Below are 19,064 nucleotides of genomic sequence, written 5' to 3'. Positions count from 1 at the left end.
TGCTTACTTCAGAGAACTGCGGCTCAGGCCGCGGCGTCGCTCTTCGGCGCGTTCACGTCCGCCGGCAGCGCGGCCTTGGCCACCTGCACGAGCGCGGAGAACGCGGCCGGGTCGTTCACGGCCAGGTCGGCGAGGATCTTCCGGTCGACCTCGACCTCGGCCAGGCGCAGGCCCTGGATGAAGCGGTTGTAGGTCAGGTCCTCGGCGCGGACCGCGGCGTTGATGCGCTGGATCCACAGCTTGCGGAAGTCGCCCTTGCGCGCCTTGCGGTCCCGGTAGGCGTAGACCAGCGAGTGGGTGACCTGCTCCTTGGCCTTGCGGTACAGCCGCGAGCGCTGGCCGCGGTAGCCGCTGGCCTGCTCGAGTACGACCCGGCGCTTCTTGTGGGCGTTGACTGCCCGCTTCACGCGTGCCATGAGGTGTTACTCCTTGTATTTCTGCGCCGGAGCCGGACGGAGCCCACTCGGCGGGGGATGTTCGGGGGGAGGGCGGGTTGGGGGGCCGACAGCTAGCTCAGATGCCGAGCAGCTTCTTGGCCTTCTTCACGTACGCCGGGGCGACCTCGACGGTGCCCGACAGGCGGCGCTTGCGCTTCGACGACTTCGCCTCGGCGAGGTGACGAATACCGGTCTGCTCACGACGGATCTTGCCCGACCCCGTGACCCGGACCCGCTTCTTCATCCCCGAGTGGGTCTTCATCTTCGGCATGGCTGTGTACTCCTGGTTTTCTTCGTTGACTCGATCATCGGTGTGCCGGGCTCCGGCTGCCGCGGCGGCCGGAGCTGGACGTCACTCCGGGTCGAGGTTGTCGGCCGGACCCTTCGGCTTCTTGGTCACGCCGGCGGCGCGCTGGGCCTCGTGGGCCTGGGCCTGCTCGGCACGCTCCGCGCGCTCCGCCTGCTCGTCGGCCTCCCGTTCGGCCTTCCGCTTCGCCTTCTCGGCTTCCACGTCCACGCGCGCCTCGGACTTCTTCTTGTGCGGTCCGAGCACCATGATCATGTTCCGGCCGTCCTGGCGCGGCGACGACTCGACGAAGCCGAGCTCGCTGACGTCCTCGGCGAGCCGCTGCAGCAGCCGGAAGCCGAGCTCCGGGCGGGACTGCTCACGACCACGGAACATGATGGTGATCTTGACCTTGTCCCCGGCCTTCAGGAACCGCACCACGTGACCCTTCTTGGTCTCGTAGTCGTGCGGATCGATCTTCGGCCGCAGCTTCATCTCTTTGATGATGGTGTTGGTCTGGTTCCGGCGGGACTCGCGCGCCTTCTGCGCGGTCTCGTACTTGTACTTGCCGAAATCCATCAACTTGCAGACCGGAGGCCGTGCGGTCGCCGCGACCTCGACCAGGTCGAGGTCGGCCTCCTGGGCCAGCCGCAGTGCGTCCTCGATCCGGACGATGCCTACCTGCTCACCGTTCGGTCCGACCAGCCGCACCTCGGGAACGCGGATGCGCTCGTTGACGCGCAAATCAGTGGTGATGGGTCCTCCTGGGTTGAACTCGTACTGGGTAGCCACCTCGTGATCACACCCGGACCCCCTGGGAAACACGAAGGCCCTCGTGCGATCACACGAAGGCCCAATTCCCAGCTGTACGACGATGCAACCCTGACGGGTGGTACGCCGTACCTTGACCGGGACCCGCCGACTGTTCATCGACTGGGTGGGAGGTGGCCCTCCGCTTTGACCTGAACCGCCGGGGACTCTCGAGTATTCCACTCAGGGGTCACCGTCTGACCAGGTCGGTCGCCATGCAAGAGTAGCAGCATGACCGACGCAGATGCCACTCCGCCAGCCGCTCCGCCAGCCGCTCCGCCGGCCGCGCAGCAGCCGGATCCCCTCGCCACCGCTTCCCGCGACATCGCCGAGGTCCCCGCCGTGGAGATCATCTCCACCGCCGCACTGCACCTGATGAGCGCCGCCGCCGTCAACCTCGGCCTGGCCGCCGACCTCCCCGAGCACAAGGACCTCGACGAGGCCCGCTCGCTGATCGACTCCCTCGCCGGCCTGCTCGACGCGGCGGGCCCGGCCCTCGGCCACCACCACGCCGCGCCGCTGCGCGACGGCCTGCGCTCGCTGCAACTCGCCTTCCGCGAGGCCAGCACGATCCAGGACGAGCCCGGCCAGGGCCCCGGCGAGAAGTACACCGGCGCGGTCTACCCAGCCGCCAGGTAGGCGGCTGCGTGACTGCCGAGGGTCTGCCCGCCGCCGTTCCGAAGCTCGACGCACGGCATCTCGTGCACGAGGTGAACCGGGCGACGGGCGCCGGCCTGGAGTACGTCGGTCCGGCCGCCGGCGGCGAGGTCGGTGCGGCGTTCGTCCGGTGGCCCGACGATCGCGACGGTGTCCTCACCCGCGGCCACGGTTCGCTCGACGAGTTGCGGCGTACGGCGGCTGCCCTGGACGCGGCGCGGGCGCACGGGTTGCCGGTCCCGCAGTACCAGCTGCTGGCCGAGCTCCCGGACTGCGTCGGCGTGGTCCAGGAACGGCTGCCGGGCAGCCCGCCGGCCACGGTCGACCGGCAGCTGCTGGAGTCGATGATCGCGTTGACCGAGCAGTTCACCGGCCTGGGCGCGGGTCTGCCCACGCCGTCGATGTATCTGCTGGAGAGCGGTCCCGGCTTCTGCCTGCACGAGTCCCTCGAGCGGTACGACGACCGCACCCGGCGGCTCCTCGACCGGATCCACGAGATCGGGCGGGACGACACGGACGGCATGACCGGCGACGACCTCGTGCACCTCGACTACCACTCCGGCAACGTGCTGACCGACGCCGGCCGGATCACCGGCATCGTCGACTGGGACGGCATCGGCAGCGGCGACCGGCACTTCGCGCTGGTCACGCTGCGCTTCGACGCCCACGTCCGGCTCCCCGGCGACGACCTCACCTGGTTCGACGAGTTGCTCGAGACCACCCTGTCCCCCGCCGTACTGCGCCGCTACTGGGCCCACATGGCACTGCGCCAGGTCGATTGGTCGATCCGCCACCACACCCCCGCCGACACCACCCGCTGGCTCGACTTCGCCGAGCCCCGGTTGCGCTGAGCAACCCGTTTCGGGTCAGGCCGAAACGGGTCCGGGAAGGGTCCCGGCGGCCCGGTCCGCCGTCTAGCGTCGGTGGTGGGTCTTCACTCGGGGGGCCCTTGGAAATAAGGGGAAATCATGCGAAAGATCGCGATGACCGCCGCCGGATTCGCCGCCGCCCTGATCGGTACGGGCGTGGCGCTGGCACCGAACGCCAACGCCGCCGCCACGGAAGCGACGGCGACCATGGGCACCACCGCGTCCTGCCCGTCCGGCGCCGTCTGTCTGCGGGAGCCGAACGGCAGCATCCTGAGCAAGAACATCTGGTACAGCTACGGCGCGCACAACCTGTCGAACGTGACCGGCACCAAGGTGCTGATCAACAACCAGACCGGCGGCGCGGGCTTCCAGATCTGCAAGGGCTACAACGGCACGAACTGCTACCCGGTGCTGCGCTACGTCGGCGCGTACGCGCCGTACGACTTCACGCCGATCAACTCGATCGTGCTCGTCCGCTAGTCCGGTGGCGCACCGGCTCCGGCCCCGCGAGGAGGCCGGAGCCCGTGCGCTCAGCCCTTGACCGCGCCTTCCTCGACGCCCTTGAAGAAGAAGCGCTGGAGGGTGGCGAAGACGATCACGATCGGGATGAACGCGATCATCGTGCCCGCCGCGATCAGCCGCGGGTTGTTGCTGAACGTGCCGGACAGGTACTGCAACCCGACGGTCAGCGTGTACTTGTCCGGATCGGTCAGCACGATCAGCGGCCAGAGGAAGTCGTCCCAGGCGCCGATGAACGCGAAGATCGCGATCACGCTGATCGTCCCGCGCACCGACGGCAGGCCGATGTACAGGAACCGCTGCCAGGCGTTCGCGCCGTCCACGACCGCCGCCTGGTCCACCTCGACGGGCAAGGAACGGAACGCGTTGTACATCAGCAGCACGTTCAGCGCCCCGATCATGCCGGGCAGCGCGACACCGAACAGCGTGTTCGCCAGCCCGAACTCCCGGACCGTCACGTACTGCGAGATGATCGTGACCTCACCCGGCAGCACCAGCGTCGCCAGGAACAGCCCGAGGACCAGCTTCCGCCCGCGGAACTGCAGCCGCGAGATCGCGAACCCGGCCAGCGACGCGCCGATCACGTTGCCGCCGACCACCAGGACGGCGACGACGAGCGAGTTCCGCGCGTAGTCCCAGACCGGGATGGTCTCGGTGACCGCCTTGTAGTGATCGAACGTCGGCTGCGCCGGCAACAGCCGCGGGATCCGGGTGTAGATGTCCTCCCCGGACCCCTTCAGCGACGTCGACAGCTGCCACAGGAACGGCCCGATCGTGATCAGCAGCACGAACACCAGCAGCACGTACCGCGCCACCCGCTCGCGCGGCGAGATCGAGTTGAACCCGAACGACCCCTTCCGCCGCGGCGGCGTACTGCGTGCAGGCGCCTCGACGGGACGCACCGGATCGGTTACCACACTCATGCTTCGGCTCCTCGCCGGTTGAGCCGGGCCAGGATCAGCATCGGTACAACGGTGACGAAGAACAGCACGATCGACAGCGCCGACGCGTACCCGAGGTTGCCCTCGAAGCCCTGGCTGTACTGCTGGATCAGCATCACCACCGAGTTGTCACGGCCGCCCGGACCGCCCTTGCCGCCGCTCAGGATGAACAGCTCCGAGAACACCCGCAGCGCCGACACCGAAATCAGGATCGAGATCAGGATCATCGTCCCGCGGACCCCGGGGATCGTGACGTGCACGAACCGCCGCAGCGGCCCGGCGCCGTCGACAGCGGCCGCCTGGTGCAGCTCACGCCCGACGTTCCCGAGAGCGGCCAGGTAGATGATCATGTAGTACCCGAGCCCCTTCCAGATCGTCAGGCTGATCGCGCTCAGCAGCAACAACCACTGGTCGGACAGGAACGGCAGCGGCCCGGAGATGACGCCGAGCTTCTCCGCGAGCCCGTTCACCAGGCCGCGGTCGTCCAGGATCCATTGCCAGATCAGCGCCACCACGACCGCCGACGCCACCACCGGGGTGTAGAAAGCGGTCCGGAAGAACGTGATCCCGGGCAGCTTCTTCTCCACCAGCACGGCGAGCAGCAGCGGCAGGACGGTCAGGAACGGCAGGCAGACCACCATGTAGATGACGCTGTTCAGCAGCGCCCACCGCAGCTGCTCGTCGTGCAGCAGGGTCTCGAAGTTCTTCAGCCCGACGAACGTCCCGCCGCCCAGCGGCTTGGCGTTGGTGAACGACAGGATGACCGTGTTGATCGACGGCCAGAGGTTGAAGACCAGCAACCACGTGAGTGCCGGGATCACCAGCACCCACGGGGTGAACCAGCGCTGATGACGCATCACTGGGTGAGTAGCTGGTTGGCCTTGGCGACCGCGGCGTCGAGGGCTGCCTGCGAGGAGATCTTGCCGGCGATCGCCAGCGAGATCTGCTGACCGATGAAGTCGTTGGTCGCTCCACTGATCACCGGCGGCTGCAGCACCTTGGCCTTGGCCAGCGACTCGAACGCGAGCACCTTGGCGTCACTCTCCGGCGTACCGTCGGACTTCGAGAAGTACGGGTCCGAGGCGGAGGCCTTGGTGGACGGGAAGATGTTCACGATCTTCGCGAACGCGGCCTGGTTCTCGGCGTTCGTGACGAACCGGGCCAGCGCGATCGCGGCCGCCTGGTTCTTGGTCTTCGCCGACACCGACAGGCCCTGCACGTACAGCGGCGGGGTGTCCAGCGCGGGCGACGGCACGACCTTGCCCTTCAGCGACGGGTTGTCCTTGACGAAGTCCTGGATCGCGTTGCCGCCGCCGGTGGTCCAGGCGACCTTGCTCTGGGTGAAGAGCTTGGAGTTGCCCAGGTACTCGTTGGTCAGGATGTCGCGCGGCATGTACCCGGCCTTGTAGGCGTCCCGGTACTTGTCCAGCAGCGCGGCGGCCTCGGGGGTGTTGAAGACGAACTTCTTGCCGTCGTCGGACAGGATCTTGACGCCGGCGTTGGTGAAGTCGCCGATCCCCGGCAGCCGGCTCATCAGGTATTCCTTGCCGCCGGTCTTGTCGTGCATGACCTTCGCGGCCGCGAGCAGCTCGTCGAACGTCTTCGGCGGGTTCTTCACGTCCAGGCCGGCCGCGGCGAACTTGGTCGCGTTCCAGTAGTCGATGTCGGTGTTCAGGTACCACGGGTAGCCGAACGTGCCGTCCATGCCCTGGTACTGGTACGCCTGCACGCCGCCCTCGACGTACTCGTCCTTGATCTTCGGGTCCGCGGCGGCGACATCCAGCAGCATGTTCTGCTTGGCCAGGCTGAGCGCGAAGTCCGGCGGCAGGTTCGTGACGTCGGGGAGCTGGCCGGCCGAGGCCTGGCTGAGCACCTTCTTGTCGTAGCCGTCGCCCGGCTGGTCCAGCCAGGTGACCTTGGTGCCCGGGTACTTGGCCTCGAACGCCTTGATCACGCCTTCGACGTACGACGTGAACTTGGGCTTCAGCGCCCAGGTCTGGAAGCTGACCTCACCGGTCACCTGGGCGTTCGCGTCGACGGTGGGCTTGGCACCGCCGCTGCCGCCGGAGTCCTCCGAACCGAGCCCGCAACCGGCGAGGGTGAGAGCGGCGGCGGCGAGCATGGCCACCACCGCCGGACGGCGTCTACGCATGGGATCTCCTGGAATTGATAAACCGGTATAGCTCCCGAACTATCCACATCGTAGAATCCGCTGTCAAGGGCAGGAGGAATCACGATGGCGAGACCGACGATCGCGGACATCGCGACCAGGGCCGGGGTGTCCAAGGGCGCGGTGTCGTTCGCGCTGAACGGGCGGCCCGGCGTCAGCGACGCGACCCGGGAACGGATCCTGAAGATCGCCGAGCAGATGAGCTGGCGGCCGCACAGTGCGGCGCGGGCGCTCGGCGCGTCCCGGGTGGACTCGGTCGGGATGGTGATCGCCCGGCCGGCCAAGACGCTCGGCGTCGAGCCGTTCTTCGCGCACCTGCTGTCCGGCGTGCAGTCGGGGCTGTCCGCGGAGTCGATCTCGCTGCAGCTGCTGATCGTCGAGGACACCGCGGCGGAGATCGAGGTGTACCGGCGGTGGTCGTCGGAGCACCGCGTCGACGGCGTGATCCTGGTCGACCTGACCGTGAAGGACCCGCGGATCGACGAGCTGAAGGCGCTCGAGCTGCCGGCCGTGGTGATCGGCGGCCGCGGCGGCAAGGGCGCGCTCGCCTCGGTCTGGGCCGACGACCGGGACGCGATGCTCTCGATCGTGGAGTACCTGGCCGCGCTCGGGCACCGGCGGATCGCGCACATCGCCGGTACGCCGAACTTCCAGCACACCCAGCGCCGGATCCGCGCGGTCCGCGACGCCGCGCCCCGGCTCGGGCTGCTCGACGCGCCCTCGCTGACCACGGACTTCAGCGACGCCGAGGGCGCCGCGATCACCCGCAAGCTGCTGTCCCAGCCGGACCGCCCGACCGCGATCGTCTACGACAGCGACGTGATGGCGGTGGCCGGCCTCGGGGTCGCGATGGAGATGGGCGTCGCGGTGCCGGCCGACCTGTCGATCGTGGCCTTCGACGACTCGATCCTCACCCAGCTGATGCATCCGGCGCTGACCGCGCTGTCCCGGGACACCTACGACTTCGGACGGCAGGCCGCCGAGGTGCTGCTCGACACGATCGCCGACCCGGCCACGGTGATCAACCGCCGCACCGCCGACCCGGTGCTCACGGTCCGCGAGTCGACCGCGCCCCCGCCCCGCTGACCCGCCCCGCTCCCCGCCCGCTAAGCCACCTTTGGCAACCCCGGCGCCTTCGGGACAACCCTCCAGTTCAGCGGGCATCCCCCGAACTGGAGGGTTGCCCACTGAAAATATGAGGGGGCAACCCTCCAGTTCGGGGGATGCCCACTCAGCTGGAGGGTTCGCCCGGGGAGAGGTCGGCCGGGGCGGGTGGTTGGTTGGGGTGGCGGTGCAGTTGCCCTTGTGGCCTAAACCGATTTAGCATCCTCGGCATGGCTTTGCAGACCGTCACGCCCCGGTTCGGTGCGAACTACGTTCCCTCGGCGGGATGGTTCTACAGCTGGCTGGACTACGACCCGGACGCCGTCCGGCGGGACTTCGCCGACCTGGCCGGGCTGGGCCTGGACCACGTCCGGGTGTTCCCGGTCTGGCCGTGGATCCAGCCGAACCGGGCGATCCTCCGCGAGCGCGCGATCGCCGACCTGCTGGACACGATCGACGCGGCCGCCGAGCACGGCCTGACCGTCGCGGTCGACCTGATCCAGGGCCACCTGTCCAGCTTCGACTTCCTGCCCTCGTGGATGCTGACCTGGCACAAGGCCAGCCTCTTCGAGGACCGCACGGTCCGCGACGGCCTCGCGACGTACGTCGACACCGTCGCCCGCGCCGTCGCGACGAAGCAGAACGTCTTCGCGATCACCCTGGGCAACGAGGTCAACAACCTCTGGCCCGACAGCCCGACGACCGCGGAGTCCTCGACCGCGTGGGCCCAGGAACTGCTGACCACGCTGAAGAAGGCCGCGCCCGACGTCCTGGCACTGCACTCCGTGTTCGACGACGCGTGGTACAGCGCCGACCACCCGTTCCACCCGGCCGACGCGGTGAACCTGGGCGACCTGACCACCGTGCACTCGTGGGTCTTCAACGGCGTCTCGCGCGTCGACGGCCCGCTCGGGCCGGCCACGCTCACGCACGCCGACTACCTGATCGAGCTGGCCCGGGCCACGGCGCTCGACCCGGACCGGCCCGTCTGGCTGCAGGAGATCGGCGTACCCGGCCCTGACATCCCCGTCGACCTGCAGGCCGAGTTCACCCGCCGTACGGTCGGGACCGTGCTCACGAACCCGTCGCTGTACGGCGTGACGTGGTGGTCGTCGCACGACATCGACCGGCGGCTGCTCGACTTCCCGGACCGCGAGTACGACCTCGGCCTGTTCACCGTCGATCACCAGCGCAAGCCGGCCGCGCAGGCGCTCGCCGACATCATCGCGGACGTCAAGGCGAACGGCGTCCGGGCGCAGGAGCCCACCACCACGCTGACCGCTCCGGCGAACCTGCGGACGGAACCCTCCCGGCGCCCGGAAGTTGCCCCCGGCAGCGATTTCCACCGGCAGTGGGTCGCGGCCCGCGCCGACGGCCCGGTGCGGATCGTCCTGCCCTAGGACGCTTTGTTGATCAGCACCTCGATGCCGTCGAGGATGCGCGCGAGGCCGAAGTCGAGGTCGTCGTCGAGCTCGTCCTCGTACTCGTGGTTGAGGTACAGCGACGCCAGCGTCGGATAGTTGCCCTCGATCAACCGCGGGACCAGGAACCGGCCGACCTGCTCCGCCTGCACCGGCGTGCTGTCGCTCGCGCCGAGCTGCCGCGCGAGGTTCGCGTAGTTGCGCACGTGTCCGTCGAGCAGCACCAGGCAGCCGAGGTTGTCGTGCTGGCTCAACCCGGTTTCGGCGAGCGCCGCGAGCATCACCTCGAGCCAGCGCAGCAGGTTGGGCGTGACGGGCGCCCCGCGGACCGGTACGTCGAGCAGCCACGGGCGGTCCGCGTACAACCTGACCTGCGCGTCCACCCACGCGATCGCCGCCGCGCGCCACCCGGACGGAAGCTCGGGCGGCAGCCCGACCGCCTTGTCGTGGACGAGCACGACCAGCTCCTCCTTGGACCGGACGTAGCGGTACATCGCGTTGGTGGTGACGCCGAGATGTGCCGCGATCCGCTGCAGCGAGACCGCCTCGAACCCGTGCCGGTCGCCGAACTCGATGCCGGTGGCCACGATCTGCTCGACCGACAGCGCCGGCTTCGGCCCGCGTCGCTGCGCCGGGAGCACACCCCAGGCCAGCTCCAGACCGGGCGGCAGTTCCTCGCTCATGACCACCTTCTCCCGGGGGTGCCAGCACCACCTCGATCGGGATCCCAGCACCAGGGATCCGCAACTGTTCAATCCCTACGCTTTTTACCAGCATCCCTCACGAAAGCGTAGGTACCCGTCATGACCACCGTTCTCGATCCGCTGTTGCTCCCCGATCAGGTCAAGCTGTCCGCCGCCGACCGGCAGGCCGCCGCGGCCAAGCTGGACACCGCCGTCCGCCGCGGCCGGCTCACCCCGCCGCAGGCCACCGAGCGGCACGAACTGCTCGACGCGGCGCTCGTCCGCGGCGAGCTGCGCGAGGTCTTCGCCGGCGTCGACGACGCCGTGCCGCCGCGCGGACTCAGCACCGGACTGCAGGTCGTCACCGGCGTCTGGCTGGTCGGCGCCGTCGTCCAGTTCGTCGTCTGGCTGTCGCTCGCGTTCTTCGGCCACTTCGACTGGCCGTGGTGGCTGTACTCCGACCTCGGCCTCGGCGCGGTCGTCGGCATCCTGTGGTGGACTCACGAGACGTACCACCGCAAGACCGTCGTACAGCAGGTTCAGCGCGGCTCGATCCACGCGTAGCCGCCGTCTTCCAGGCGGACCACCTGAAGGCCGGCGGCGAGGCGCCGTACGTCGTCGGTCTCGATCACGCCCGTGGCTGGGCCGGCGATGTCGAGGACGATCGCGGCCGCGCCCTCCTGGATCGCCGCGGTGGCGACCAACTGGGTGTGCTGCGGCATCGGGCGGGCCTGCGGATTCCAGCGGGCCAGGCTCTCGGCGCCCGTGAACGCGAGCAGCGCGTTCCGTCCGTCCTGCCCCCGGAGCAGCGCGACGGCCATGTCCGAGGTCTTGTCGTGCGCCAGCCCGCTGTCGTCGTACTCGACCTCGCCGAGTATCGCGACCACCGGCACCAGCAGCCGCGCTCTCGTCAGCGCCGCGAGCACCGCGCCGCCGTCACCGTCCGCGAGCGCCTTGGCCAGCGCGGGATCCGCCGACCCGTCGTCGTTGCCGAATCCGGTGAAGGCCAGTCGCCGCTCTGGTGGTCGACCGGGTGGTTGCACGGGTGGTTGCACGCGCCCATTCTCCCCGGACCGGTCTTTCAGGGGTGCGTCAGGGCTGTTCCCCTCTTGGATCGGAGGGCAACTGTGCGAGCCTGGGTATGTGCCTGACTTCAACGATTTGACGCTGCTGCCGTTCTGCGTAGGCCTCACGCTGCTCGGTCTGATCGGCTCGTGGTTCGCCTGGCGGCGCCGCGGGGTGGCGGCCGGCACGCGCGGCGTGGCCTGGTCCTTGCTGCCGGTCTCGCTGTACCTGACCGGCCTGCTGGAGCTCGTCTGGGACGTGGTCCGCTCCGCCGTGAGCTGGGTCACGCACCTGATCTTCTCGCCGACCGTCTGGGCCGGTGTCGCGCTGTTCGGCGTCTCGGTCGTGCTGTACGTCGTTTCCGGTGTGGCCCGCGGCCGCGGTGGGAACAAGGAGAAGGCACCGAAGAAGAAGCCCGCCTCGCCCGCGGGAGAGCTGTCGTCCCAGGGTCCCGAACCCGCGACAGCCGATACCGCTCAAGCTGCTGCGCGATCCAATAGGCCGTCAAAGGGGAAGGCGAAGCAGCAGGAATCGTCGGAGTTCGACGAGATCGAGGACATCCTGAAGCGCCATGGAATCAACTGAGAAAGCCGCTGACCACGGCTCGCCCCTGACCATCGACTCGCTCCTGGACAACGTCCAGGACGGCTCGCCCCAGCTCGGCCGCACCCGGCTGATCGGCATCGACGGACCGGCAGGCTCCGGTAAGACCACCGTCGCCGCCGCCCTCGCCGCCCGGGCCGCCGCTCGCGATCTCAACACCTACGTCGTCCACATGGACGACCTCTACGAGGGCTGGACCGGCGCCGAGCGCGGCTTCGGACTGCTCCGCGACCACGTCCTGCAGCGGCTGGCCGACGGCCGCGAGGGACGGTACCGCCGCTACGACTGGCACCAGGGCGCGTACGCCGAACTGCACGTCGTACCGAACACCGTCGAACTGCTGATCGTCGAAGGTGTCACCGCCTGCGACCGGGACGCCGCGCACTGGCAGTCATTGCGGCTGTGGGTCGAGACGTCGAACGAGGTCCGCCTGGAGCGCGGCATCGAGCGCGACGGCGAGGCGTGGCGCGACCACTGGCTCGACTGGATGCGCTGGGAGCGCGACCACTTCGCCGAGCAGGCCACCCGCTCCCGCGCGCACGTGATCGTCGACGGCAACCCTTCGGTGCCGTTCGACCCCGCCCGCGAACTCGTCGCGAAGTCCGTGGCGCTACCGCCTCACGACTCCGCCGCTTCCTGAAGCCCGTCCCACGACCAGCGCGGCACGGCCTGACCGTCGTCGACGTCGTCGAGCCGGTGCCGGTACATGGTGGTGAAGGTCGCCCAGGCGAAGTACTCGTGCAGCACGGTCCGCACCTGCTCGTCGTCGATCCCGGCGTCGGCCAGTGCCTCGTCGAAGCAGGCGATCGCGCGCCGGTTCATCTCGTCGTGCTCGCCGTTCCCGGCGTGCCGGCGCTGCACCGACGCCTCGTCGCCGTACGTCGTCGTGTACGTCGGCGGCCCGCCGAGCGCTTCACCCCAGTACGCCGCCAGCCGCTCGGTGTGATCGGGCTTCGCGCCGCCGTGGAACGCGTGGCTGACGATCTCGTCGGCCATCACCCGCTCGTGCCACGCCGCCGCCAGCCGCAGCATGCCGTCGGCCCCACCCGCCGCTTCGTAAACGGTCCCCATGCGACAGCATCCTGACCGCAGAGACCGCCCGCTGACAACGCTCAGGCGTCCGACAGGTCGGCGAGCCGTCGCCGGACGTGTGCGCGTTCCGGTTCGGAGCCGGCCAGGGTCAGGGCGTACAGGTACGCGGTGATCGCCTCGGGCACGCGGCCGAGCCGCTGCAGCAGGTCCGCGCGGGCCAGGGCGAACGGGTGGTAGTCCTTCAGCACCGGCTCCCCCGCCAGCTCGTCGAGCAGCGCGAGCCCCACCTCGGGACCGTCCCGTAGCGCGACGGCGGCGGCGCGATTGAGGGCGACCACTGGCGACGGGTCGAGCTCCAGGAGTACGTCGTACAGCTGGACGATCTGGGGCCAGTCGGTTCCGGCGAAGTCGGCGGCCTCGTCGTGGACGGCGTTGATCGCGGCCTGGACCGCGTACGGCCCGGCAGGTCCGCCCGTCAGCGCGGCCACGACCAGGTCGCGGCCCTCGGCGATCAGCTCGTGGTCCCAGCGGCTACGGTCCTGGTCCTCGAGCAGGACGAGCTCGCCGTCCGGTCCGGTCCGGGCGTCGCGGCGGGCGTGGATCAGCAGCATCAGCGCCAGCAGCCCGGTCGCCTCGCGGGCGTCCGGCAGCAGCCGGTGCAGGATCCGGGCCAGCCGGATCGCTTCCTCGGCGAGGTCCATGCGCTGCAGGTACGGCCCGGAGCTGGCGGCGTACCCCTCGGTGAAGACGGAGTAGATCACCTGCAGGACACCGGGCAGGCGGTCCGGGAGCTCGTCCGGGCCGGGGACGCGGAACGGGATCCGCGCCTCCCGGATCTTCTTCTTCGCCCGGACGATCCGCTTGGCCATCGTCGCCGTCGGGACCAGGAACGCCCGCGCCACCTCCGGCGTGGTCAGGCCGGCCAGGCAGCGCAGTGTCAGCGCGCCGCGGTCCTCGGGCGCGAGCGCGGGGTGGGTGCAGGTGAAGAACAGCTGCAGCCGTTCGTCCGGCAGTTCGTCCCCGGTCGCCTGCGGCGCGGAGCGGTCCGCCTCGACCTGCAGGATCGCCAGCTTCGCGGCGTACACCTGGTCACGCCGGAGCCGGTCGACCGCCTTGCGCCGGGCGGTGGTCATCAGCCAGCCGCCCGGGTTCGGCGGTACGCCGTCGACCGGCCAGCGGGTGAGCGCCGCCTCGATCGCCTCCGACGTGACCTCCTCGGCCAGGTCGAGGTCGCCGAACCGGCGGGCGAGCGCGGCCAGCAGCCGGCCGCGCTCCTCCCGGAAGACCGCCTCGACCTGGTCCACCGTCAGGCCCCGGGGAACTCGGCGACCGGCCGCACGTCCACCGAACCGCCGCCGCGCGACCCCGGGCACTTCGCGGCCCACTCGAGCGCCGCGTCGAGATCCGGTACGTCGATCACGTAGAACCCGCCGAGCACCTCCCGGGTCTCCGCGAACGGCCCGTCGGTGACGGTCCGCTTGCCATCGTTGGCGACCTGGACGCGGGTCGAGGTGACCAGGTCGGCCAGCGACTCGGACGCGACCACCACACCGGAGTCGGTGATCTCCTTGTCGAACCGCATCCAGTCCTCGGGCTCGCAGCCGACCGGCGTGTTCTGCGGGTCCAGCTCGCCGGCGTTGATCAGCAGCATGTACTTCACGTCGTACCTCCTGTGTGCGTGTTTACAGCATCACCACGAACGGGGTCGCCGCCGATGGACAGCGTCGGTGAGGATTGTCCGCATGAATGTTTCCCCCTCAGGTGAGCAGTGGGTGCTGCGCGGCGGCGGGTACGAGGCGATGGTGGTGAGCGTCGGCGGCGGGCTGCGCGAGCTCACGTACGACGGGCGCCCGGTCCTGCTCGGGTACGGCGAGGACGAGGCGGCGCACGCCGGGATCGGGCAGCACCTGTTCCCGTGGCCGAACCGGATCACCGACGGGCAGTACACCTTCGACGGCGCCGACCAGCAGCTCGCCCTCACCGAGCCCGCGCGGCACAACGCGATCCACGGCCTGACCCGGTGGGCGAACTGGCTGCGTCTCGACGACGGGTCGGATGAGGCCGCCCTCGCCGTCGGTCACCGCCTGCACGGCCAGCCCGGCTACCCCCACCAACTCGACGTACGGCTGGACTACCGCCTGACCGACAGGCTCACGGTCACCGCCACTGCCACCAACATCGGCAGGAGTGCAGCGCCGTACGGCTATGGAGCGCATCCGTATCTGACCGTAGGACGCCCGATCGACACATGCGTCCTCGAATTCACCGCAGCCGACCGCCTGGAAGTGTCCGCGGACCAGATGTCACCTGTCGGGCTGACGCCGGTCGCCGACTCGCCGTACGACTTCCGCACCGGCCGCGTGATCGGGTCGACCTCGATCGACTACGCGTTCACCGGCCTGGCTGCCGAGTGGTCGGTCACGCTGACCGATCCGGACAGCGGCACCCGGTCGGTGCTGACGAGTACCACGCCGTGGATGCAGCTGTTCACCGGCGAGGCGGTCGGGCGTACGGCGCTCGCGGTCGAGCCGATGACCTGCCCGCCGGACGCCTTCCGCACCGGTCAGGATCTGGTCGTCCTGAAGCCGGGCGAGTCGCACACGACTAGTTTTCAGGTCTCGGTCTAGGTCCGGCGCCGTGGTCGCGGGCGACCGCCGCGAGTTCTTTCGCGGCGCGGCTCGCCCGCGCACCCTCGGCAGCCTGCACCGCGAGGATGCCGAGCCGGTTGTCGTCGGCGTCGAACAGCTGCAGCCACGCGTCGCCCGGCCGGAACCGCAGCGCGGTGATCTCGGACCAGCGCAGCGTGTACGACTTGAAGACGTTCCGCACCCGTAGCCGGTCCGGGTACGCCGTCACGCGCAGCGTCGACATCCGGTACAGGATCCACAGCACCGCGCCGAAGAACGCCAGCAGCGTGATCCGCTGGAACCAGCTGAACGTCGCCTGGTCCTCCGGGGACAGCCGGAACCAGATCACGCCGAAGACGGCGATCAGCGACAACCCCATCCCACCGGCCATCAACGCCACGATCCGCGGATGGAACGTGAACAGCCGGTCGCCGGCGGGTCTGGGCTCGGACTGGGCCATAGCAGCCTCGGGAAGGTCAGATCCGGCAGGCGTGGATGTCGGTGGTGAGGATGGCACGAGCTCCCACCTCCCACAACTGGTCCATCAGGCGCTGCGCCTCGGCCCGCTGCACCATCACGCGGACGGCGACCCAGCCCTGCCGGTGCAGCGGGGAGATCGTCGGCGACTCCAGGCCGGGCGCGACCGCCGTGGCCGCGTCGACGTCCTCGGCGCGGATGTCGTAGTCCATCATCACGTAGTTGCGTGCGATCAGGACGCCCTCGAGCCGCCGGACCAGCTGGTGCAGGCCGTTCGGCGGGGTCTCGACGCCGAGGCGTTTGATCAGCACCGCCTCGGACTGCAGGATCGGGTCCCCGAACACCTCCAGGCCGGCCTGGCGCAGCGTCGTACCGGTCTCGACGACGTCCGCGATCACGTCCGCGACGCCCAGCTGCACGGCCGACTCGACCGCGCCGTCCAGGCGGACGACCGAGGCGTCGACACCGTTCTCGGCGAGGTGGTCCTGGAGTACCCCGGCGTACGACGTGGCGATCCGCTTGCCGGCCAGGTCCTTCACCGACTCCGCGACCCCCGGCCGCCCGGCGAACCGGAACGTGGAGGAGCCGAAGCCGAGGCCCATGATCACCTCGGCGTCCGCGTGCGAGTCGAGCACCAGGTCACGGCCGGAGATGCCGACGTCGAGCGTGCCCTCGCCGACGTACACGGCGATGTCCCGCGGCCGGAGGTAGTAGAACTCGACCTCGTTGGCCGCGTCGGTCAGAGTCAGGTCCTTGGTGGTCCGGCGCTGCTTGTAGCCGGCCTCGGACAGCATTTCGGTGGCGGCTTCGCTCAGCGAGCCCTTGTTCGGTACTGCGACGCGCAGCATGGCACTGCCTTCCTGGGGTGACGTGAACCGGTGGCTGTGGGGTGCTCCTACAGATGTCGGTACACGTCGTCGAGGTCCAGGCCGAGCGCGTGCATCATCACCTGGGCGTGGTACAGCAGCTGGGACAGCTCCTCCGCGGCCCGGTCCTTGCTCTCGTACTCGGCGGCCATCCAGGACTCGGCGGCCTCTTCGACCAGCTTCTTGCCGATCGCGTGCACGCCGGCATCCAGCGCCGCCACGGTCCCGGAACCCTCCGGCCGCGTCCGCGCCTTCTCGTCCAGCTCGGCGAACAGCTCCTCGAATGTCTTCATCGCGCGCCCCAGCCTACGGGGTTCGATCCCCGTGCTCCGTCACCAGGTCCGCTAGCCGGACTGGGCGAGCGCCTCGGACAGGCGGCGTGGGGGCGAGTGGGCGTCGACGTACCAGGCGTGGCGTTCGGACAGTAGGCGCTTGATCATCGCGTAGTCCGGGGCGTCTTCCGGGGTGCGGACGTGGTACGGCGGTGGGTAGAAGGCGTCGCCGAGGAGGGCCACGCCGTCGGCCAGGACGATCGTGGAGTCGGGCGCGTGGTTGCCGCCGACGTGACGGAGTACGACGCCGGTGGGGAGGGCGAGGGCCTCGTCGAAGGTCTGGTGCGGTACGACGATGCGGAAGTCGGCCCAGTCCGCGACGGCGAGGGCCCGGGCGCGGAAGCTGGGGCCTAGTTTGGGGTTGGCCTCGACCTGGTCGCGGAGGTAGCGGTGGCTCCACGGGCGGTCGGCTTCGGCGGTCAGGAGGTCGACGGCGGTGGCGTGGGCGACGACGGTGACGTCGGGCCAGGCGCAGGCGCCCCAGGTGTGGTCCCAGTGGTGGTGGGTGTAGACGAGCCATTTCGGCGCGGGCAGGCCGGCGGCCTCGATCGCCGTACCGATCGTGCGGGCGTGCTCGGGGCTGTTGCCGGCGTCGACGAGGACGCTGCCGCGGTCGTCCGCGATCACGGCGACGGACGGGCGGATCGCCTCCGGGTCCGGGTCGTGCGGGTAGAGCCAGACCCGACCGGTCAGGTGCTGCAGCATGTGGCCGACGATAGTCGCATGCAGACACCACGGAGGGTCCGCGACCTCGGCATCACGGTCGGCACGCTGCCCACCGGGCCGCTCAATGCACTGACCGACGTACCTGGGGTGCGGGTCGGCCAGACGACGATCACCGGGGACGGGCTGAACACCGGGGTGACCGCGATCGTGCCGGAGGGCTGGGAGGACACGTTGCCGGCCGCGGTTGCGGTGGGCAACGGGTACGGGAAGCTGATCGGGAGTACGCAGGTGGACGAGCTCGGGGTGATCGAGACGCCGATCCTGCTCACCGGGACCCTCAGCACGTTCCGCGTCGCCGACGCGCTGATCACCTGGCTCCTGGACCGCAACCCGCACGCCACCAGCCTCAACCCGGTGGTCGGCGAAACCAACGACGCCCACCTCTCCGACATCCGCCGCCGCCCGATCACCCCGGACCACGTCCACACCGCCCTGAACACCGCGTCGTCAGCCCTCCCCGCCGAAGGCTGCGCAGGAGCCGGCACCGGCACCTCCGCCCTCGGCTTCAAAGCCGGCATCGGTACCGCCTCCCGGGTCGTCGGCGATCCGGGCGCAGGCGGCGGGGTTGTTGGGGCGTTGGTGCAGGCGAACTTCTCGGGGTTGTTGACGGTGCTCGGGGCGCCGGTGCCGGCTCCGGGGATTGATGCTGACGGCAACTCGTGCATGATCGTTGTCGGGACCGATCTGCCGTTGGACGCCCGCCAGCTCGGGCGGCTCGCGCGCCGGGCGATCTTCGCGATGGCTCGCGTCGGCTCCGACTACGCCCCCGGCAGCGGCGACTACGCGATCGCCTTCAGCACCAGCCGTACGCCGAACTACGCCGACCGCGACCTCCGCACCCCGTTCCAGGCCGTCACCGAATCCGTCGAGGAGGCCCTCCTCAACTCACTGACCATGGCGCAGACCACGACGGGCTTCGAGAACCGCACCGTCCAGGCGGTCTCCCACGACCTCCTCGTCGACCGGCTGACGGCGGCCGGTGTCATCTGATTTCTTCCCGCCACCCCACACCGCCGACGCGAGCAGGACCACGAACGCCGTGACGGCCGCGACCGTCCGGGCCAGGTGCGCGAGCTGCCAGCGGTCGCGGACGTTCTCCCAGTCCGCGGGCGGAGCGGCGACCGACCACCCCGCCTGATCCGAGTTGATCGGCAGGTTGATCGCCAGCGTCGTCGCGAACACCACGACCAGCAACGCGGCACCCAGCAGTACCAGTCGCCGGTCATTGCCCCGGGCAAGAAACACCAGGACCAGCGTCGTCACGATCGCCGGGACGAGCGTCACGGACGCCAAGGTGTCCAGCGACTCCAGCTCCACCAGGCGCACCTGCGTGTAGACCGCGGGGTCGAAGCCACGCAACGAGTTCTCGAGCACCAGCACGCCCAGCAGGAACCCGGCGAAGAGCCCGGCGAACAGCAGGCTGACGGCACGCACGATCC

General features: G+C 69.7%; 26 protein-coding genes. 10 read left to right on the top strand and 16 right to left on the bottom strand.

Annotated elements, in window-relative coordinates; genetic code table 11:
• Nucleotides 1–23: 23 nt before the first annotated feature.
• The 3 genes from rplT to infC form a co-directional block, all read right to left on the bottom strand.
• Nucleotides 24–416, bottom strand: coding sequence for a 50S ribosomal protein L20 (gene rplT, locus ABN611_RS22595; protein WP_131367113.1), 393 nt, complete (start codon nt 414–416; stop codon nt 24–26).
• A 97-nt stretch (nt 417–513) separates the two neighbouring features.
• Nucleotides 514–708, bottom strand: coding sequence for a 50S ribosomal protein L35 (gene rpmI, locus ABN611_RS22590; RefSeq protein ID WP_141853049.1), 195 nt, complete (start codon nt 706–708; stop codon nt 514–516).
• A gap of 81 nt (nt 709–789) precedes the next feature.
• The gene (infC, locus tag ABN611_RS22585) at nt 790–1,515 is read right to left on the bottom strand and encodes a translation initiation factor IF-3 (protein WP_350274205.1); all 726 of its coding nucleotides are present in this window, start codon (nt 1,513–1,515) and stop codon (nt 790–792) included.
• Nucleotides 1,516–1,764: 249 nt separating this feature from the next.
• On the opposite strand from infC, the gene ABN611_RS22580 reads away from it, so the two are divergent.
• The 3 genes from ABN611_RS22580 to ABN611_RS22570 all read left to right on the top strand — a co-directional run bounded on the left by ABN611_RS22580 (nt 1,765) and on the right by ABN611_RS22570 (nt 3,539).
• Nucleotides 1,765–2,172, top strand: coding sequence for a DUF1844 domain-containing protein (locus ABN611_RS22580; RefSeq protein ID WP_350274204.1), 408 nt, complete (start codon nt 1,765–1,767; stop codon nt 2,170–2,172).
• 8 nt (nt 2,173–2,180) lie between these two features.
• Nucleotides 2,181–3,041 carry a phosphotransferase gene (locus ABN611_RS22575; protein ID WP_350274203.1) on the top strand — a complete coding sequence of 287 codons (861 nt, stop codon included), beginning with the start codon at nt 2,181–2,183 and terminating at the stop codon, nt 3,039–3,041.
• Nucleotides 3,042–3,158: 117 nt separating this feature from the next.
• Complete coding sequence (locus ABN611_RS22570) at nt 3,159–3,539, top strand: hypothetical protein (protein WP_350274202.1); 381 nt, start codon at nt 3,159–3,161, stop codon at nt 3,537–3,539.
• Nucleotides 3,540–3,589: 50 nt separating this feature from the next.
• Here ABN611_RS22570 and ABN611_RS22565 read toward each other — a convergent pair whose 3' ends face one another.
• The 3 genes from ABN611_RS22565 to ABN611_RS22555 are packed head-to-tail and all read right to left on the bottom strand — an operon-like array spanning nt 3,590 to nt 6,671.
• The gene (locus tag ABN611_RS22565) at nt 3,590–4,501 is read right to left on the bottom strand and encodes a carbohydrate ABC transporter permease (protein WP_350274201.1); all 912 of its coding nucleotides are present in this window, start codon (nt 4,499–4,501) and stop codon (nt 3,590–3,592) included.
• Entirely contained in the window at nt 4,498–5,376 is an 879-nt protein-coding gene (locus ABN611_RS22560; RefSeq protein ID WP_350274200.1) for a sugar ABC transporter permease, read from the bottom strand. The genes ABN611_RS22565 and ABN611_RS22560 overlap by 4 nt, the downstream gene beginning before the upstream one ends.
• Nucleotides 5,376–6,671, bottom strand: coding sequence for a sugar ABC transporter substrate-binding protein (locus ABN611_RS22555; protein WP_350274199.1), 1,296 nt, complete (start codon nt 6,669–6,671; stop codon nt 5,376–5,378). The genes ABN611_RS22560 and ABN611_RS22555 overlap by 1 nt, the downstream gene beginning before the upstream one ends.
• Nucleotides 6,672–6,755: 84 nt before the next feature.
• Between ABN611_RS22555 and ABN611_RS22550 the strand changes: the two genes are divergently transcribed.
• Both ABN611_RS22550 and ABN611_RS22545 read left to right on the top strand, forming a co-directional pair.
• The gene (locus ABN611_RS22550; protein ID WP_350274198.1) at nt 6,756–7,775 is read left to right on the top strand and encodes a LacI family DNA-binding transcriptional regulator; all 1,020 of its coding nucleotides are present in this window, start codon (nt 6,756–6,758) and stop codon (nt 7,773–7,775) included.
• Nucleotides 7,776–8,023: 248 nt separating this feature from the next.
• Nucleotides 8,024–9,193 carry a glycosyl hydrolase gene (locus ABN611_RS22545; protein WP_350274197.1) on the top strand — a complete coding sequence of 390 codons (1,170 nt, stop codon included), beginning with the start codon at nt 8,024–8,026 and terminating at the stop codon, nt 9,191–9,193.
• Here the strand turns inward: ABN611_RS22545 and ABN611_RS22540 are convergent.
• The gene (locus tag ABN611_RS22540; protein ID WP_350274196.1) at nt 9,190–9,897 is read right to left on the bottom strand and encodes a TetR/AcrR family transcriptional regulator; all 708 of its coding nucleotides are present in this window, start codon (nt 9,895–9,897) and stop codon (nt 9,190–9,192) included. The genes ABN611_RS22545 and ABN611_RS22540 overlap by 4 nt on opposite strands.
• A gap of 120 nt (nt 9,898–10,017) precedes the next feature.
• Here ABN611_RS22540 and ABN611_RS22535 point away from each other — a divergent pair, with 120 nt between their 5' ends.
• A complete protein-coding gene (locus ABN611_RS22535; RefSeq protein WP_350274195.1) occupies nt 10,018–10,461 on the top strand; it encodes a DUF1707 domain-containing protein in 444 nt (147 codons plus the stop codon).
• On the opposite strand, the gene ABN611_RS22530 is transcribed toward ABN611_RS22535, so the two are convergent.
• Nucleotides 10,437–10,952 carry an SseB family protein gene (locus ABN611_RS22530; protein WP_350274194.1) on the bottom strand — a complete coding sequence of 172 codons (516 nt, stop codon included), beginning with the start codon at nt 10,950–10,952 and terminating at the stop codon, nt 10,437–10,439. The two genes, ABN611_RS22535 and ABN611_RS22530, sit on opposite strands and share 25 nt — an antisense overlap.
• 88 nt (nt 10,953–11,040) lie before the next feature.
• Between ABN611_RS22530 and ABN611_RS22525 the strand changes: the two genes are divergently transcribed.
• Both ABN611_RS22525 and ABN611_RS22520 read left to right on the top strand, forming a co-directional pair.
• Nucleotides 11,041–11,547, top strand: a complete 507-nt coding sequence (locus ABN611_RS22525) for a hypothetical protein (RefSeq protein ID WP_350274193.1) — start codon at nt 11,041–11,043, stop codon at nt 11,545–11,547.
• Nucleotides 11,534–12,205, top strand: a complete 672-nt coding sequence (locus tag ABN611_RS22520; RefSeq protein WP_350274192.1) for a hypothetical protein — start codon at nt 11,534–11,536, stop codon at nt 12,203–12,205. Before ABN611_RS22525 ends, ABN611_RS22520 begins: the two co-directional genes overlap by 14 nt.
• Here the strand turns inward: ABN611_RS22520 and ABN611_RS22515 are convergent.
• Genes ABN611_RS22515 through ABN611_RS22505 form a run of 3 tightly spaced genes read right to left on the bottom strand, consistent with a single transcriptional unit; the run spans nt 12,184 to nt 14,248 of the window.
• Nucleotides 12,184–12,636, bottom strand: a complete 453-nt coding sequence (locus tag ABN611_RS22515) for a group II truncated hemoglobin (protein ID WP_350274191.1) — start codon at nt 12,634–12,636, stop codon at nt 12,184–12,186. The two genes, ABN611_RS22520 and ABN611_RS22515, sit on opposite strands and share 22 nt — an antisense overlap.
• Before the next feature lie 41 nt (nt 12,637–12,677).
• Nucleotides 12,678–13,901 (bottom strand): RNA polymerase sigma factor, encoded by a 1,224-nt coding sequence (locus tag ABN611_RS22510; RefSeq protein WP_350274190.1) that lies wholly within the window; start codon nt 13,899–13,901, stop codon nt 12,678–12,680.
• Between the two features lie 2 nt (nt 13,902–13,903).
• Nucleotides 13,904–14,248 carry a YciI family protein gene (locus tag ABN611_RS22505; RefSeq protein ID WP_350281669.1) on the bottom strand — a complete coding sequence of 115 codons (345 nt, stop codon included), beginning with the start codon at nt 14,246–14,248 and terminating at the stop codon, nt 13,904–13,906.
• 91 nt (nt 14,249–14,339) lie between these two features.
• Here ABN611_RS22505 and ABN611_RS22500 point away from each other — a divergent pair, with 91 nt between their 5' ends.
• Nucleotides 14,340–15,224 carry an aldose 1-epimerase family protein gene (locus ABN611_RS22500; protein ID WP_350274189.1) on the top strand — a complete coding sequence of 295 codons (885 nt, stop codon included), beginning with the start codon at nt 14,340–14,342 and terminating at the stop codon, nt 15,222–15,224.
• Here the strand turns inward: ABN611_RS22500 and ABN611_RS22495 are convergent.
• From ABN611_RS22495 to ABN611_RS22480, 4 genes are read right to left on the bottom strand one after another with little or no spacing between them, the layout of a single operon-like run.
• Nucleotides 15,202–15,684 (bottom strand): PH domain-containing protein, encoded by a 483-nt coding sequence (locus ABN611_RS22495; RefSeq protein ID WP_350274188.1) that lies wholly within the window; start codon nt 15,682–15,684, stop codon nt 15,202–15,204. The genes ABN611_RS22500 and ABN611_RS22495 overlap by 23 nt on opposite strands.
• 16 nt (nt 15,685–15,700) lie before the next feature.
• Entirely contained in the window at nt 15,701–16,549 is an 849-nt protein-coding gene (hisG, locus tag ABN611_RS22490; protein WP_350274187.1) for an ATP phosphoribosyltransferase, read from the bottom strand.
• Nucleotides 16,550–16,596: 47 nt separating this feature from the next.
• Nucleotides 16,597–16,860 (bottom strand): phosphoribosyl-ATP diphosphatase, encoded by a 264-nt coding sequence (locus ABN611_RS22485; protein WP_350274186.1) that lies wholly within the window; start codon nt 16,858–16,860, stop codon nt 16,597–16,599.
• A 51-nt stretch (nt 16,861–16,911) separates the two neighbouring features.
• Nucleotides 16,912–17,604 (bottom strand): MBL fold metallo-hydrolase, encoded by a 693-nt coding sequence (locus ABN611_RS22480; protein WP_350274185.1) that lies wholly within the window; start codon nt 17,602–17,604, stop codon nt 16,912–16,914.
• Nucleotides 17,605–17,622: 18 nt separating this feature from the next.
• On the opposite strand from ABN611_RS22480, the gene ABN611_RS22475 reads away from it, so the two are divergent.
• Nucleotides 17,623–18,615, top strand: a complete 993-nt coding sequence (locus ABN611_RS22475; protein WP_350274184.1) for a P1 family peptidase — start codon at nt 17,623–17,625, stop codon at nt 18,613–18,615.
• Here ABN611_RS22475 and ABN611_RS22470 read toward each other — a convergent pair.
• On the bottom strand, nt 18,511–19,059 hold the full coding sequence (locus tag ABN611_RS22470; RefSeq protein ID WP_350274183.1) for a DUF1772 domain-containing protein: 549 nt from the start codon (nt 19,057–19,059) through the stop codon (nt 18,511–18,513). The genes ABN611_RS22475 and ABN611_RS22470 overlap by 105 nt on opposite strands.
• Nucleotides 19,060–19,064: the final 5 nt, after the last annotated feature.

Source organism: Kribbella sp. HUAS MG21 (assembly GCF_040254265.1).
GTDB lineage: Bacteria > Actinomycetota > Actinomycetes > Propionibacteriales > Kribbellaceae > Kribbella.
The sequence above is the reverse complement of the archived record's forward strand: the minus strand, read 5'-3'. Positions and strand labels throughout refer to the sequence as shown.

Excerpts from the sequence above, each read along its gene's own strand:
- rplT (WP_131367113.1), bottom strand. The coding sequence starts at position 416 with ATGGCACGCGTGAAGCGGGCAGTCAACGCCCACAAGAAGCGCCGGGTC.
- rpmI (WP_141853049.1), bottom strand. The coding sequence starts at position 708 with ATGCCGAAGATGAAGACCCACTCGGGGATGAAGAAGCGGGTCCGGGTC.
- ABN611_RS22580 (WP_350274204.1), top strand. The coding sequence starts at position 1,765 with ATGACCGACGCAGATGCCACTCCGCCAGCCGCTCCGCCAGCCGCTCCG.
- ABN611_RS22570 (WP_350274202.1), top strand. The coding sequence starts at position 3,159 with ATGCGAAAGATCGCGATGACCGCCGCCGGATTCGCCGCCGCCCTGATC.
- ABN611_RS22565 (WP_350274201.1), bottom strand. The coding sequence starts at position 4,501 with ATGAGTGTGGTAACCGATCCGGTGCGTCCCGTCGAGGCGCCTGCACGC.
- ABN611_RS22560 (WP_350274200.1), bottom strand. The coding sequence starts at position 5,376 with ATGCGTCATCAGCGCTGGTTCACCCCGTGGGTGCTGGTGATCCCGGCA.
- ABN611_RS22555 (WP_350274199.1), bottom strand. The coding sequence starts at position 6,671 with ATGCGTAGACGCCGTCCGGCGGTGGTGGCCATGCTCGCCGCCGCCGCT.
- ABN611_RS22550 (WP_350274198.1), top strand. The coding sequence starts at position 6,756 with ATGGCGAGACCGACGATCGCGGACATCGCGACCAGGGCCGGGGTGTCC.
- ABN611_RS22545 (WP_350274197.1), top strand. The coding sequence starts at position 8,024 with ATGGCTTTGCAGACCGTCACGCCCCGGTTCGGTGCGAACTACGTTCCC.
- ABN611_RS22540 (WP_350274196.1), bottom strand. The coding sequence starts at position 9,897 with ATGAGCGAGGAACTGCCGCCCGGTCTGGAGCTGGCCTGGGGTGTGCTC.
- ABN611_RS22535 (WP_350274195.1), top strand. The coding sequence starts at position 10,018 with ATGACCACCGTTCTCGATCCGCTGTTGCTCCCCGATCAGGTCAAGCTG.
- ABN611_RS22520 (WP_350274192.1), top strand. The coding sequence starts at position 11,534 with ATGGAATCAACTGAGAAAGCCGCTGACCACGGCTCGCCCCTGACCATC.
- ABN611_RS22515 (WP_350274191.1), bottom strand. The coding sequence starts at position 12,636 with ATGGGGACCGTTTACGAAGCGGCGGGTGGGGCCGACGGCATGCTGCGG.
- ABN611_RS22505 (WP_350281669.1), bottom strand. The coding sequence starts at position 14,248 with ATGCTGCTGATCAACGCCGGCGAGCTGGACCCGCAGAACACGCCGGTC.
- ABN611_RS22500 (WP_350274189.1), top strand. The coding sequence starts at position 14,340 with ATGAATGTTTCCCCCTCAGGTGAGCAGTGGGTGCTGCGCGGCGGCGGG.
- ABN611_RS22495 (WP_350274188.1), bottom strand. The coding sequence starts at position 15,684 with ATGGCCCAGTCCGAGCCCAGACCCGCCGGCGACCGGCTGTTCACGTTC.
- hisG (WP_350274187.1), bottom strand. The coding sequence starts at position 16,549 with ATGCTGCGCGTCGCAGTACCGAACAAGGGCTCGCTGAGCGAAGCCGCC.
- ABN611_RS22485 (WP_350274186.1), bottom strand. The coding sequence starts at position 16,860 with ATGAAGACATTCGAGGAGCTGTTCGCCGAGCTGGACGAGAAGGCGCGG.
- ABN611_RS22480 (WP_350274185.1), bottom strand. The coding sequence starts at position 17,604 with ATGCTGCAGCACCTGACCGGTCGGGTCTGGCTCTACCCGCACGACCCG.
- ABN611_RS22475 (WP_350274184.1), top strand. The coding sequence starts at position 17,623 with ATGCAGACACCACGGAGGGTCCGCGACCTCGGCATCACGGTCGGCACG.